We start from the raw sequence: 13,427 nt of genomic DNA on the forward strand, positions 1-13,427 counted from the left end.
GCATGACGCGCCTCTATCGAAAAGCGCTTTCAGGCCCGCCCTTCGGCAAGATAGCGCTTGGCGAGGAGCTTCGCCTCCTCCACCGCCGGCTGGTCGAACGGGTCCACACCCATGGCATAGCCGGTCAGGATCGTCTCCAGCATGAAATGCATCAGCATCTCGCCGTGGCTGGTCTCGTCGATACGCTCGACATGGAAGCGACGCACCGCGCAACCGTTCTTGGCGAAGGTGTCGATCATCGCGATGCCCTGCGCCGCGACGAGGTCGCCGATGGTCTTGCCGGCGAAATCGGCCTGCCCGATCTTTTCCGCCAGGGCGGCGTCGATCTGCGGGCCCTTGCCCTTCACGCTCGTGGTGATGACCGTGAAGAACTTGTCCTTGGGGCCGGCGAGATAGAGCTGCTGCTGCGAATGCTGGTCGACCGGGCCGAGCGCGCCGACGGGCTGCGTGCCCTGCCCGTCCTTGCCGAGGCTTTCGGCCCAGAGCTGCATCCACCAGCGCGTGAGCAAAGCCAGCTTGTCGGCATAGGGCATCAGCACGGCGATGTTCTTGCCCGAACGCATAGCGGCGAGATGCAGCGCGGCGCCGACCGCAGCCGGCGTCTCGCGGACATCCTTGCCGGCGAAGAGCGGCGCGACCGCGCGGCTGGCGCCGAGCCGGAGCGCCTCGATATCGAGGCCGAGCACAGCGGCCGGCAGCAGGCCGCAATTGGTCAGCACGGAATAGCGCCCGCCGACATCGGTGTGATGCTCGAGGAAAGGCGTGCCGAAGGGTTCAAGCAAGGCACGCAGGGGATGCAGCTTGCCGGGCTTGGCCGGCTCGGAAAGCCCTTCGAAATGCGTGCCGATCTGTTGGTCGGTGAGATGCGCGCCGCGCAAAGCCTCGATCGCCGCGATCGACTGCAGCAGGGTCTCGCCGGTGCCGCCCGATTTCGAGATGGCGACAAATTTGGTGGTCTTGAGCGGGAGCTTCGCAAGCAGGGCCGCATAGGTCGCCGGGTCGAGATTGTCGATGAAATGGACATGCGGACCGGGCGTGAACTGCGACAGGCCGACGATGCCATAGCCGGTGAGCTGCGCCAGCGTCTGGCCGCCCAAGCTGGAGCCGCCGGTGCCGAGCACCAGCACATCGGTGGTGCCGCCGGATTTCAATCGCTCGGCTGCGGCCTTCACCGGGCCGAGATCGGCGGTGTCGCTTGGCAGCTTGAGGAGCGGCAGGGAACCGTCCTTCGCCTGCGCCTGCAGCTTCGCCAGCGCCGGTTTGAGATCGGCCAGAGCCTTCTCGAAGGCGCCATCGGGGATGCCGCCCTTGCCGACCTTGGATTCGAGCGCGAGATCGAAGCTTTGCTGAGGCATGAACCCTATCCGTAACGACAGAAGAAGGAGGCTATTTCAGACCAGTGCGACGGGCTTGCCAACCGCCTGGACGAGCAGCTCGGGCTTGCCGAACAGGCGCTGCGCGACGCGCTTGACATCGGCCAGCGTCACGGCCGCGAAGAGGCCGTTGCGGCGAGCGAGGAAATCCGGCGTATCGCCACGCAGCGCCAGCGCCAGCAATTCCCCGGCAATCTTCGGCGAGGTGTCGAAGCGCAGCGGGTAGGAGCCGATGATGTAGCGCTTGGCCTCCTCGACCTCGTGCTCGGTCGGGCCGTTCTCGGCGAGCTTCAGCATTTCCTCGCGGATGACCTTCATCGATTCCGCCGCGCGGTCGTTTCGCGTGGCGGTGCCGCCGACCAGCATGGCGCTCTCGCGCATCGGCATCAGGCTGGAGGAGACGCCATAGGCAAGCCCGCGCTTCTCGCGCACCTCCATGAAGAGGCGCGAGGTGAAGGCCGAGCCGCCGAGGATGTGATTCAGCACGCTCGCGGTCATGAAATCCGGATCGTCCCACATCAGCCCCGGCGCGACGAAGCGCAGCACCGTCTGCGGCACGTCGAGATCGATGACATGGGTCTGGCCGAGGCCCTGGATCGGCAGGGGTTGCGCCGGGCGAGCCCGTGCCTCGCCCCTGGGCAGATCACCGAACAGCGCATCGAGCCGCCCGGCGAGTTCGGCCGCGCTGATGTCCCCGACGACGACGACCTTAAGCCCGGCACGATCGAGCAGCGTCGGCCTCAACGCCTTCAGCGCGGGAGCTTCCAGCTTGGAGACGCTGTCGATATCGCCCTTCTCGGGCCGGCTGTATGGGTGCCCCGGGAAGGCCGCGGCATAGAGCGCGTTGCGGCACATCACCTCGGGGTTCCTCGCCTGACGCTGCAACCCGGCGATGACCTGGGCGCGGACGCGGCCGACGGCGTCGGCATCGAAGCGCGGCTTGTTGAGTGCCAGGCCGAGCAGATCGAAGGCCGTGTCGCGATGCGTGGAGAGGGTCTGCAGATAACCGTGGAAATCGTCGCGGCGCGCTTCGAAGCCGAGGCTGATGGCATGGTCGGCCATGCGGCCCTGGAACGCCTCGGCATCGAGATCGCCGGCGCCCTCGTCGAGCAGACCGGAGATCAGATAGGCGCTGCCGGCGGCGTTCTCGGGATCGCGGCTGGCCCCGCCATCGAAGGCGAAATCGACCGCGATCAGCGGCAGGCTGTGCTCCTCGACCAGCCAGGCCTCGATGCCGCCGGGCGAACGGACCGTCTGGACGGCGATGGCGGGGCCGGCCGTGTTGAGCTTGGGCGTCGGAATCGGGGCGTTCATGTCGCTTCCTGTCGGCGGAACCTGATCTCCGCCCGTTCGATAAGACGGCGGCGTCAGGCCGGCAGCAGCAGGCCGGTGACGCTGCGATCAGGTTTGAGGTAACGGCGCGCCGCCTCGACGATCGCCTCGCGGCCGACGGCCTCGATACGCTGAGGCCAGGCGAGCACATCCTCGACGGTCTCGCCCACCGCCAGCGCCGAGCCGAAGATGCGGGCAAGCGAGGACTGGTTGTCGCGCGCGAAGACCGTTTCCGCCACCAGCCGCGTGCGGGCTCGCGCCAGTTCCAGCTCGGTCGGTCCGTCAGTCAGGAAGGCGGCGAGTGCCGCATCGAGCCCGGCCTCCATCGCCGCCATCTCGACGCCGGGGCGCGGGCTGGCAGAGATCTGGAAGGCGGCACGGTCGACCATCGAGGCCATGAAATAGGCGTTGGCGCCGGCAGCCAACTCGTCTTCGACGCAGAGCTTGCGGTAGAGCCGGGAGGTCGTGCCGCCGCCGAGGATCTCGGCTGCGAGTTCGAGCGCCAGAACCTCGTCGCGCTCACCGGCCGTATAGGTCGGGGTCAGCCAGCCGCGGCGCAGCGAGGGCTGCTGCACGCGCGGATCATTGAGCTGGACGCGGCGCGAGGCGCGGGGCTCGGGCTCGATCGGGCGCGAGCGGACAGGCGCTGCGCCGCGGGCTGCGATCCTGCCATAGGTTTCCTCCGCGAGGCGGCGCACCTCGGCGGCATCGGTATCGCCGGCGACGACCAGGATCGCGTTCTCCGGCGTGTAGAAGCGCTGGTAATAGGCGAAGGCATCATCCCGGCTCAGGCGCTCGATCTCGTGCTCCCAGCCGATGATCGGCGTGCCGTAAGGGTGGTGGAAGAACAAAGTCGCGGAGAATTCCTCGCCGAGCTGGGCGGCAGGATCGGAATCAACGCGCATGCGCCGTTCCTCCAGCACCACGTCGCGCTCGGGCGCGACCACGCCCTCGTCGAAGGAGAGGCCGGTCATCCGGTCGGCTTCGTAATCCATCATCGCGCGCAGGTGTTCCTTCGGCACGCGCTGGAAATAGGCGGTGTAGTCGAAGGAGGTGAAGGCGTTCTCCTGGCCGCCGAAGCCGGCGACGATCTTGGAGAACTCGCCGGCCGGCCAGCGCTCCGTGCCCTTGAACATCAGGTGCTCGAGGAAATGCGCGATGCCCGACTTTCCGGCCGGATCGTCGGCCGAGCCGTTGCGATACCAGACCATGTGGGTGACGACCGGCGCGCGCCGGTCCTTCACCACCACGATATCGAGGCCGTTGGCCAGCCGGAACGATTCGACCGGCTGCGCCAGGTCGGTCCCTTGCGCATGGATGTTCACCTGGTGCCGTCTCCTCGATCGAAAAAAGGGCGGGCGCGACGCGCCCGCCCTTCTGGACAACTTGGTCAGGCGTCCCTGCTTCGGCAAGGGGCAATCGGGCGCGGCGATTAGGCCCGAGCCAGGGCGCCTTTCGTCGATGCCGTACCGCCTACTGCATCACCGGGCCACGCCCGGTCGAGAATTCACGCGCACCGACAGCCTGCTTGTCTTCCACCGGGCCGCGCTGGCCCGGGCCGATCGCGGCCGTCGAAGCCGGACGGCGATAGCCGACCGGCGGCTCGGTCAGGGTGCGGCGCGGCGGCTCGGAGCCATAGGCGAGCGTATCCTGATCGACCTGGTTCTGACGCGCGGCCATCTCGCGGCCGATGCGGATCGGCTTGATCTGGTTGTTGTACATATTCTGCTCTTCCGAGACCATCGGCCCCGTCGGCTGGCGCGCCGCAGTCCGGCCGCGGCGGATCTCCTGCGGCGACATGATCGGATTGTTCTGCAGGCCAAGCGCCGACACGTAGGGCAGTGCGTTGGCCTCATCCTTGCGGCGCTGGACATCCGGATCGTTCGGCCAGGCGGCGTTGCGCTCGCTGGCCGCCTCCTGCGGACGCGGCAGCGTCGAATTCGGCGGAACGACCAGCGGCGCGCGGGCGCGATAATCGATATCGCCGCCGTCACCCTTGCCCATGATGCCTTCCATCAGGTTCTTGAACAGCATGCCGTCCTGCGCGAAGGCCGGCGAAGCGGCAAGCACAAGCCCGCCGGCGATCAGCAGATGAGCCACGCGAATGCGTCCGGCCATGTCAAATCTCCCTTCGGACAATCCCGCCATGTCTGAAACCCAGACGAACGGCAAAACAATGGCGAAACCGTCGTTAAACTGTTTTTTCTGTGCTCGGGCGGAAGGACTCATACAGCAGACCGAGCACCCCCACAACGATCGCGACATCGGCGATGTTGAAGATATACCAGCTGAAACTGCCCCAATGGAAATGCACGAAGTCGACGACCGCGCCATAGACCGCGCGATCGACCCCGTTTCCAAGCGCTCCGCCGATGATCAGCGCCAGGCTGAACACGGAAAAACGCCGCGGCTCGCGCCACATCCAGCGCCAGAGCCAGACGGCCGCGACGAAGGAGATGACGACGAGGAACCAGCGGCCGAGATCGGTGCCCTGCTGGAACAGCCCATAGGAGATGCCGCGATTCCAGGCCAGCACGATCGTCAGGAAGGAGGCGAGATCGTACGGCCCGTTCTCGGCCAGCCCGACGCCATAGAGCAGCCAGCATTTCAGGAGCTGATCGGCGATGAAGACGATCAGCACCGTAGCAAGGCCAAGGCGGCGAGCGGACGTCATCAGGCGCGCACTCCCAGCTCCTTGAGCGCCTTGGCATCGCGCGGCGTTACCTGGGGATAAGCCTTGTCGGCCTTCGCCGGATCGAAATACTTCCAGGAGCGGGCGCATTTGATGCCGGCCGCACGATGCGGCACGACCGCGACGCCCGGCACATCGGCGAGGCGGAAGGCCTCGACCGGCCCCTCCCCGCTCTCGACGCGGATGCCGGAGGTGATGCTGATCTCGGCGAGATCGGCGCCCGACAGGGCCGCGTAAAGATCGCTGTCGGAGACGAAGACCTGCGGCGCAGCCTCCAACGAAGAGCCGAGGCGCTTGGCCGCGCGCTCAAGCTCGAGCGCGCCGGTGACGACGCGACGCACGCGCCGGATCTTCGACCACCGTTCGGCCAATTCGGGATCGAGCCAGCCGGCCTGTGCCGCGACGAAGCGCTCGAGATGGACCGAACCCTCGCCCGCCTTCTGGTCGGGATAGCGGTCAAGCCAGGCTTCCTCGGCGGTGAAGACCAGGATCGGCGCGAGCCAGGTTGTGAGACACCGGAAGAGATGGTCGACAACGGTCAGCGCGCTCTTGCGGACATGGCTCGACAGCGGATCGCAATAGAGCGCGTCCTTGCGCACGTCGAAATAGAAGGCCGAGAGCTCGGTGTTCATGAACTGCGAGAGCAGGAACACGACCTTCTTGTAGTCGTAGGTGCGATAGGCCTCCTCGACCTGCGGGCCCAGCTCGGCCAGCCGGTGCAGCATCAGCCGCTCCAGCTCCGGCATGGTCTGCGGATCGGAGACGCGGACATCCTCGCTGAAATGCGCGAGCGTGCCGAGCATCCAGCGCATGGTGTTGCGCAGCTTGCGATAGGTCTCGACGAAGGTCTTGAGGATCTCCTTGCCGATGCGCAGGTCGTCGGAATAGTCGGCCGCCGCGACCCAGAGGCGCAGGATGTCGGCGCCCGAGTCCTTGATGATGTCCTGCGGGGCGGTGACGTTGCCCTTCGACTTCGACATCTTCTCGCCCTTCTCGTCCAGGCAGAAGCCATGGGTCAGGACGATGTCGTAGGGCGCCCGGCCGCGCGTGCCGCAGCTCTCCAGCAGGCTCGAATGGAACCAGCCGCGATGCTGGTCCGAGCCTTCGAGATACATCACGCGATCCTTGCCACCGTCGCCGCGGCGACGGGCGCGCAGATCGGCGCGCTTCTCCAGGGTGAAGGCATGGGTCGAGCCGGAATCGAACCAGACGTCGAGCACGTCGGTGACGCGCTCATACTGCGCCGGATCGTAGCCGAAGGGCTTGAGGAAGCGGGCGCCGTCGAGATCGGTGAACCAGGCGTCGGCTCCTTCCGCCTCGAAGGCCTCGGCGATCGCGGCGTTGACCTTGGCATCGACAAGGATCGCCTTGGTCTGCTTCTCGACGAAGACGGTGATCGGCACGCCCCAGGCACGCTGGCGCGAGACGACCCAGTCCGGCCGGTTGGCGATCATGCCGGTGATGCGGTTCTCGCCGGCAGCGGGAACCCATTCGGTCTCCTTGATCGCCTTGAGCGCGCGGTTGCGCAGCGTATCGGTGTTGCCGCCCGCGACCGGCTGCGGATCGGCAGCATCCGGCGCGCCGGCCTCGCCGATCGGCTTGTCCATCGCGATGAACCATTGCGGCGTGTTGCGGAAGATCACCGGCTTCTTCGAGCGCCACGAATGCGGATACTGATGCTTCAGACGGCCACGCGCGATGATGTTGCCGGCCTCGACCAGCGCCTTGATGACGACGTCGTTGGCATTGCCCTTGTCGCCCTTGTCGGTGATGACCTGCGCGCCCTCGAAGCCCGGCGCCTCCTTGGTGAAGCGGCCATCGGCATCGACGGTGTAGGGGATGCGGGTCTCGATGCCGCGCTCGGTGAGCTGGCGGCCATTGGCCATCCAGACGTCGAAGTCCTCGCGGCCGTGGCTGGGCGCGGTGTGGACGAAGCCGGTACCGGCATCATCGGTGACATGGTCGCCGTCGAGCAGAGGAACGACGAAATCGTAGCCGCGGCCGCGCAGGGGATGGGCCGTGGTCAGCGTGGCGAGATCATCGGCGGAGACATCCGCGACGAGTTCGAAGGCCTCGACCTTCGCCGCCTTGAAGACGCTCTCGGCGAGATTCTTGGCGAGGATATAAGTCGCGCCGGTCTTCGCCCAGTTGTTCTCGGGCGCAGCCGTGACCTTATAGAGGCCATAGGCGACCTTGTTATGGAACGAGATCGCGCGGTTGCCCGGGATCGTCCAGGGCGTTGTCGTCCAGATCACGACGCCTGCGCCAGCGAGCGCGGCGGGACCGTTCAACACCGGGAACGGCACATAGATCGTGTCGCTGACATGCTCCTCGTACTCGACCTCGGCCTCGGCCAGCGCGGTCTTCTCGACCACGGACCACATCACCGGCTTGGAGCCGCGATAGAGCTGGCCGGTCTCGGCGAATTTCATGATCTCGCGGGCAATCTGCGCCTCGGCCGGATAGGCCATGGTCAGATAGGGGTTGGCCCAGTCGCCCTCGACGCCCAGGCGCTTGAACTCCTCGCGCTGGACATCGACCCAGTGCTCGGCGAAGGAGCGGCATTCCTTGCGGAACTCGACGACCGGGACGTCGTCCTTGTTCAGGCCCTTGGCTCGGTACTGCTCCTCGATTTTCCACTCGATCGGCAGGCCGTGGCAGTCCCAGCCCGGCACGTAGTTGGAATCATAGCCGAGCATCTGCTGCGAGCGCGTGACGAGGTCCTTCAGCACCTTGTTCAGCGCGTGGCCGATATGGATGTTGCCATTGGCATAGGGAGGGCCGTCATGCAGGACGAAACGGTCCCGCCCCTGCCCGGCCTCGCGCAGCTTGCGATAAAGGTCGATTTTGGCCCAGCGGGCGAGCAGCTCTGGCTCGCGCTGCGGCAGGCCGGCCCGCATCGGGAACTCGGTTTGCGGCAGGAACAGCGTCTGGGAATAATCGACGCCGTCGGCAGCGGTCTCGGCGGCTTTGGCAGTATTGGTCTTGTCGGTCATCATCCGGCTCGGGCAGTCGGGACGTCAGGCCGGTCGATGGGCCTCGGGCGTCCACTCTTGAAACGGGAAAAGCGGTCTTCAACCCGGACTGCGCAAGCGCCCGCGCCTAATCTAGCGCGAGGCGGCAGCCGGGCCCGTAATTCGCCGGGAAAGATCGATCGACAAGGCGCGATTGGCGAGCATGGAGGGCTTCTAGCAGGCAGCGCTCAAGGAAGGAAGGGCGGCGTATTCGCCAGAATGTCGCGCGCACGGGCGCTGTCGGCGTCCATTTGCACGATCAGGGCTTCCAGCGTGTCGAACTTCTCCTCGCCGCGAAGCCAGTCGACGAAGGCGACATCGACGCGCTCGCCATAGAGATCGCCGGAGAAATCGAAGACGAAGGTTTCCAGCCGCGGCGCGCCGTCATCGAAGGTCGGGCGGCGGCCGAAGCTCGCGACGCCGTCATGCCAGACGCCGTCGATCTTCATCCGGACCGCATAGATGCCGTGGCGCAGCCGGCAATCGCGGGCGAGCTGCATGTTGGCGGTGGGATAGCCGAGCTCGCGCCCGCGCTTGTCGCCATGGGCAATGAGCCCGCGCACCAGCCAGGGCCGACCAAGGAAGGTCGCGGCACGCCCGACATCCCCGGCCTCCAGTGCCGTGCGGATCAGCGTCGAGGAGACCGGCTCGCCCTGCCAGGAATAGGGCGGCACGACCGCAACCGGAATGCCGGCGGCGAGGCCATGGGCCTGCAACATCTCGGGCGATCCGGTGCGGCCCTTGCCGAAATGGAAATCATAGCCGCAGACCAGGCCGGCGGCGCCCAGCTGACCGACGAGCAGGTCGTCGACGAAGCGCTCGGCGGGGATCGCCGCGATCTCGCGATCGAAAGGCAGGACGAAGACCTGGGCAAAGCCCGCCTGCGTCAGCCCTTCGAGCTTGAGCTGCGGCGAGGTCAACCGGAAGACCGGCTCTTCCGGGCGAAAGACGCTGCGCGGATGCGGCTCGAAGGTGAAGGCGGCCGGCTTCGTGCCGAGATCCTGCGCCATCGCGCCGGCCACGCGGGAAAGCTCGGCATGGCCGCGATGGACGCCGTCGAAATTGCCCAGTGCCAGGACGGCACCGCGGAAGGCTTCGGGAGTGGGCTTGTCGAGGTCGAGGACCACGGCCGTCGGCTCGGGGCGGTCAGGCGCATCGGCTTGGAATGGCATCAATCGGGAACGTCCACGTCCACCTGCCCTGAAACGCGGGCGATGACCGTCTTTGCGGCGAAGGCCGGCGAGGCGTCAAGGCCGCGCGCGGACGGAAGATCTCAGGCTCGCGGCTTCGGCGGCATCGCGACCCAGGCCTCGCCTTCCATCACGGCCTTGCCGTCGACGAGGCATTCGCAGAAGAAGCGTGCCCGGCGGCGCTCTGCCACCAGTTCGACGACCTCGACGCGGGCCGTGACCACGTCGCCGATCTTGACCGGCGCCAGGAAGGTCAGCGTCTGCGAGAGATAGACCGCACCCGGCCCCGGCAAACGCGTGCCGAGCAAGGCGGAAATCAGGCTCGCGGTCAGCATGCCATGGGCGATGCGCTGGCCGAACTTGGTGTTGGCGGCGAAATGGTCGCAGAGATGGATTGGATTGGCATCGCCGGACAATTCGGCGAAGAGCGCGACGTCCCGCTCCATCACGGTCCGCATCAGGCTTTCGCTCTGGCCGATGGCCAGATCCTCGAAGGCGTGGACGGTGTAGAGCCCGCCGGGCATCGGCTGAACGGTCATGGATCACGCGCGGCCCGCGGACCTGCGCCCTCCTGTCTGCGATCCGACCAAGCATCTCGCAACCGCAACATGAACGCAATTGAACTTTGGTGCAGCGCACGCTTCTGCCCTTGCGTCACTTCGGCATCGAATTAACCGGTTCGCAAGGCGCTGCGGCTATCAACTCGGACGAGCGGCACGGCGCTGGTATGTCCCGGCACCGCGACCGTCATGCCTGGAGCATCGCAATGGCTCTCGACCCGTCCATGCCGATCCTCGTCGTCGACGATTACCAGACGATGGTCCGCATCATCCGCAACCTGCTGAAGCAGCTCGGCTTCGAAAATGTCGACGATGCCTCGGACGGCTCGGCCGCGATCTCGAAGATGCGCGACAAGAAATACGGCCTTGTGATCTCCGACTGGAACATGGAGCCGATGAGCGGCTTCGAGCTGCTCCAGAAAGTCCGCGAGGAGACCGCGCTGTCGGAAACGCCGTTCATCATCGTCACCGCCGAATCGAAGACCGAGAACGTCGTCGCGGCGAAGAAGGCCGGCGTCAGCAACTACATCGTCAAGCCGTTCAACGCGCAGACGCTGAAGACCAAGATCGAATCGGTCTGCGTCGCCGCATAGAGCATTTCTGCGTTCTTCGAACCGCGAAATGCTCTATCTCCTTGTTCTATTGCATTTTCTTCACGCGAACCGGCATCCACTTCGCTCGAAAATGCTTTAGGGCACCTCACCAGACCAGATGCGGCATCGCATAGGCCGGACGATGCGTCTGCCGGCCGAGCCAGCCGTGACGCTCATCCCATGACGCTTCCATCAGATCCTGGGCGTGGATGCCGGCCAGCACCATGATGCCGGCTGCGCCGAAGGCGTCGGCGCCGGCGATGTCGGTGCGGATCGCATCACCCACGGCGCAGATCCTGTCGCGGGCGATCGCGCTTCCCCGCGCCTTTTCAGCGGCAGCCACCGCCGCCTCGTAAATCGGCCGATGCGGCTTGCCGGCATAGACCACCCGTCCACCGATCTCCTCATAGGCCAGCGCGACCGAGCCGGCGCAGGGAATGATGCGCCCGCCGCGCTCGACCACGAGATCGGGATTGGCGCAGATCAGCGGCAGGCCGCGCGCGGCGAAACCGGCAAGCAGGTCGGCATAGGTTGCCGCCGTGTCGTTCTCGTCGTCGAACAGGCCGGTGCAGAGCACATAGGCCGCCTCATTCGGCCCGGTCTCGCGCACGTCGAGCCCGGCGACCAGCGGCAGGTCCCGATCGGGGCCGAGGCGGAACATCGGCTCGCCCGCCCGCTCGCGGATCAGCGAGCGGCAGACGTCGCCGGAGGTGACGATGGCATCCCAGGCCTCGCGCGGCACGGCGAAATTGTCGAGCTGACCGACGATGACCTCGGCCGGCCGCGGCGCATTGGTGACGAGGACGACGCTGATACCGCGCTCGCGCATCCGCATCAGGGCCGCGACCGCATCGCGATAGGCGGCGACGCCGTTATGGACCACGCCCCAGACGTCGCACAGGCAGAGATCGAAACGATCCGCGACCTCGGAAAAGCCCGAAAGCGGAAGGGTGGAAGCGATCCCCGATGGCGACACTGTCTCGATCTCCGGCGGCTGCATCAATGAAAGGCGAGCTTCGCCCCTCGACAAGGCCTGATCTAGACGGGATTCGCCGGAAGCGGAACCGGAGACCGCGGCGGGCGGCCGCGCGTCAGGCGCTGGCGCGGCGCAGCACGGCCCGGAAGGGCAGCCGCTCCGGCGGCGCTTCCTGTGCAGCGGCGCCAGGGAAAGGCAGCGGTGCCGGCGAACCCTTGTCCTGGCCCAACAGGCGCTCGGCAATGCTCTGCGGCGGGGGGCGCTCGGCCTCGGCAGGCGCGGGAGCAGGCGGCGCCACAGGCCTGGGCTCCGGCTCGGCGAAGACCTCGGGCTTGACCGGACGCGGCGGCGAAAAGGCCAGACCCTGCCCCATCGTGGCGCCAAGCTCGATCATGCCGGCGGCGGCGGGATTGTCCTCGACCTGGTCTGCGACGAGGGTGATCGCGACGCGGGCCAGCAAGGCGGCGAGGTCGCCGGCCGCGATGTCGCTCTGGATCCGGCCTTCGACATGCGCCTGGAGCAGCGCGGCCGGCGCCTTCACATAGCGGATGCCCCGATCGAACAGGGCGCGCGGGTCGAGGCGCAGGTCCGCGAGTTGATCGAGCGCGAAACGAACCCCGTTCGCCGACATCGCGCCGAGCAGGCCGAGGCTGGTCGGGTCGAGCTCGCGGAAGACCGCCTGCGGCATCTCGATGACCAGATGCCCGGTATGCTCGCGATACTTGTCGAGGATGCGGGTCAGGGTGGCCAGCGCCCGCGACGACGTCCAGGTCGCGTTGCTGAAATTGCAGGAGACGAAGATGCTCCCTTCCTTCGAGCCGAGATGGCGGGCGATCGCCAGCGCCCGCGTCAGGACAAGCGCGTCCAGCGTCGGCCCGAAGCCGCGCGCCTCGACGGTCTCGAGGAACTCATGGGGCAGCAGCAGCGTGTTCTCGTCGAGCCGCAGGCGCGCCAGCGCCTCGTAGCCGCAGGTCCGGCGCTGCGGCAGGGAGACGATCGGCTGCAGATGGATCTCGAGCCGGCCTTCTCCCAGAGCCTTGCCGATCAGGGCGGCCCGTTCGGCCTCGGCCTCCTCGCGCGCCGCAGCAGCGGCGGCGGTCCGTTCGGCGGCAAGCTTCTCGGCTCGTTCCCGGCGCATTGCTTCCGGGTCGAGCACCACCTCGGGCACTGGCGCGGCAGCCGCAGAGACAACAGGGTCCGGCAGGCGAGCCAGAACGTTCTCGTGATCGGCGAGCGTCGTCGCCACCTGATGGATCAGGTCGCCGAGCAGCCCGACCTCGGCCGTCAATTCATGGATCGCGGCACGCGCCGGCGCGGCATCGGCATCGCGCATCGGCATCTGCTCGACGCGTTGCGACAGGGCATCGAGGCGGATGGCGTTGGTGGCGAGACGGACCTTGACCTCGCCAAGCCCCGCCATAGCCTGTTCGTGCCGGGCAACGCCGCGCCGCTCGAAGGCCCGCATCGCCAGCATGAAGCCGGCTCCGGAAGCCAGAAGGCCCAGCGCCGCACCGAGCCCGCCCGGCAGCAGGATCGCGACGGCAGCGCCGGCCGACAGGCCGGTTACGGCGCCAGCAAGAGGGTGCAGGGCTTTCAGGCGGGCAGGTGCCACGGCAGCGTTCGCGCCACGTCGAGGAATCGGATTGGGGACCGAATCACGGCCTCAGAGCGCAGATTAACCTTCCCGGCGAGGTTAA

Annotated in this window: 11 protein-coding genes; 1 reads left to right on the forward strand and 10 read right to left on the reverse strand. The window is 66.9% G+C overall.

Translation table 11 applies throughout. The features are described from left to right. Positions 1-29: 29 nt before the first annotated feature. The 8 genes from BLQ70_RS04360 to BLQ70_RS04395 all read right to left on the reverse strand — a co-directional run bounded on the left by BLQ70_RS04360 (position 30) and on the right by BLQ70_RS04395 (position 10,140). Positions 30-1,355 (reverse strand): glucose-6-phosphate isomerase, encoded by a 1,326-nt coding sequence (locus tag BLQ70_RS04360; protein ID WP_091855927.1) that lies wholly within the window; start codon positions 1,353-1,355, stop codon positions 30-32. A 36-nt stretch (positions 1,356-1,391) separates the two neighbouring features. After that, on the reverse strand, positions 1,392-2,687 hold the full coding sequence (locus BLQ70_RS04365; protein WP_091855928.1) for a M16 family metallopeptidase: 1,296 nt from the start codon (positions 2,685-2,687) through the stop codon (positions 1,392-1,394). Positions 2,688-2,740: 53 nt separating this feature from the next. Then, positions 2,741-4,030 (reverse strand): M16 family metallopeptidase, encoded by a 1,290-nt coding sequence (locus tag BLQ70_RS04370; RefSeq protein ID WP_244511893.1) that lies wholly within the window; start codon positions 4,028-4,030, stop codon positions 2,741-2,743. Positions 4,031-4,178: 148 nt separating this feature from the next. Continuing rightward, positions 4,179-4,823, reverse strand: coding sequence for a hypothetical protein (locus BLQ70_RS04375; protein ID WP_061964961.1), 645 nt, complete (start codon positions 4,821-4,823; stop codon positions 4,179-4,181). A gap of 73 nt (positions 4,824-4,896) precedes the next feature. After that, a complete protein-coding gene (gene lspA, locus BLQ70_RS04380; RefSeq protein WP_091855929.1) occupies positions 4,897-5,379 on the reverse strand; it encodes a signal peptidase II in 483 nt (160 codons plus the stop codon). Further along, on the reverse strand, positions 5,379-8,393 hold the full coding sequence (gene ileS, locus BLQ70_RS04385; protein WP_091856173.1) for an isoleucine--tRNA ligase: 3,015 nt from the start codon (positions 8,391-8,393) through the stop codon (positions 5,379-5,381). Before ileS ends, lspA begins: the two co-directional genes overlap by 1 nt. 206 nt (positions 8,394-8,599) lie before the next feature. After that, positions 8,600-9,583: a bifunctional riboflavin kinase/FAD synthetase gene (locus tag BLQ70_RS04390; RefSeq protein ID WP_091855930.1), complete on the reverse strand. Its 984-nt coding sequence runs from the start codon at positions 9,581-9,583 to the stop codon at positions 8,600-8,602. A 101-nt stretch (positions 9,584-9,684) separates the two neighbouring features. Next, on the reverse strand, positions 9,685-10,140 hold the full coding sequence (locus BLQ70_RS04395) for a MaoC family dehydratase (RefSeq protein ID WP_244511894.1): 456 nt from the start codon (positions 10,138-10,140) through the stop codon (positions 9,685-9,687). A 227-nt stretch (positions 10,141-10,367) separates the two neighbouring features. On the opposite strand from BLQ70_RS04395, the gene BLQ70_RS04400 reads away from it, so the two are divergent. Then, positions 10,368-10,754 carry a response regulator gene (locus BLQ70_RS04400; RefSeq protein ID WP_061964967.1) on the forward strand — a complete coding sequence of 129 codons (387 nt, stop codon included), beginning with the start codon at positions 10,368-10,370 and terminating at the stop codon, positions 10,752-10,754. 106 nt (positions 10,755-10,860) lie between these two features. Here BLQ70_RS04400 and BLQ70_RS04405 read toward each other — a convergent pair whose 3' ends face one another. Both BLQ70_RS04405 and BLQ70_RS04410 read right to left on the reverse strand, forming a co-directional pair. Further along, on the reverse strand, positions 10,861-11,730 hold the full coding sequence (locus tag BLQ70_RS04405) for a TIGR01459 family HAD-type hydrolase (RefSeq protein WP_244511895.1): 870 nt from the start codon (positions 11,728-11,730) through the stop codon (positions 10,861-10,863). A gap of 115 nt (positions 11,731-11,845) precedes the next feature. Next, complete coding sequence (locus BLQ70_RS04410; protein ID WP_091855932.1) at positions 11,846-13,342, reverse strand: EAL domain-containing protein; 1,497 nt, start codon at positions 13,340-13,342, stop codon at positions 11,846-11,848. Positions 13,343-13,427 lie beyond the last annotated feature (85 nt).

The sequence above is a fragment of the Allobosea robiniae genome (genome assembly GCF_900102525.1).
Classification (GTDB): Bacteria; Pseudomonadota; Alphaproteobacteria; order Rhizobiales; family Beijerinckiaceae; genus Allobosea; species Allobosea robiniae.

Coding starts and splice junctions, on each gene's coding strand:
- BLQ70_RS04360 (WP_091855927.1), bottom strand. CDS start 1,355: ATGCCTCAGCAAAGCTTCGATCTCGCGCTCGAATCCAAGGTCGGCAAG.
- BLQ70_RS04365 (WP_091855928.1), bottom strand. CDS start 2,687: ATGAACGCCCCGATTCCGACGCCCAAGCTCAACACGGCCGGCCCCGCC.
- BLQ70_RS04375 (WP_061964961.1), bottom strand. CDS start 4,823: ATGGCCGGACGCATTCGCGTGGCTCATCTGCTGATCGCCGGCGGGCTT.
- lspA (WP_091855929.1), bottom strand. CDS start 5,379: ATGACGTCCGCTCGCCGCCTTGGCCTTGCTACGGTGCTGATCGTCTTC.
- ileS (WP_091856173.1), bottom strand. CDS start 8,393: ATGACCGACAAGACCAATACTGCCAAAGCCGCCGAGACCGCTGCCGAC.
- BLQ70_RS04390 (WP_091855930.1), bottom strand. CDS start 9,583: ATGCCATTCCAAGCCGATGCGCCTGACCGCCCCGAGCCGACGGCCGTG.
- BLQ70_RS04395 (WP_244511894.1), bottom strand. CDS start 10,140: ATGACCGTTCAGCCGATGCCCGGCGGGCTCTACACCGTCCACGCCTTC.
- BLQ70_RS04400 (WP_061964967.1), top strand. CDS start 10,368: ATGGCTCTCGACCCGTCCATGCCGATCCTCGTCGTCGACGATTACCAG.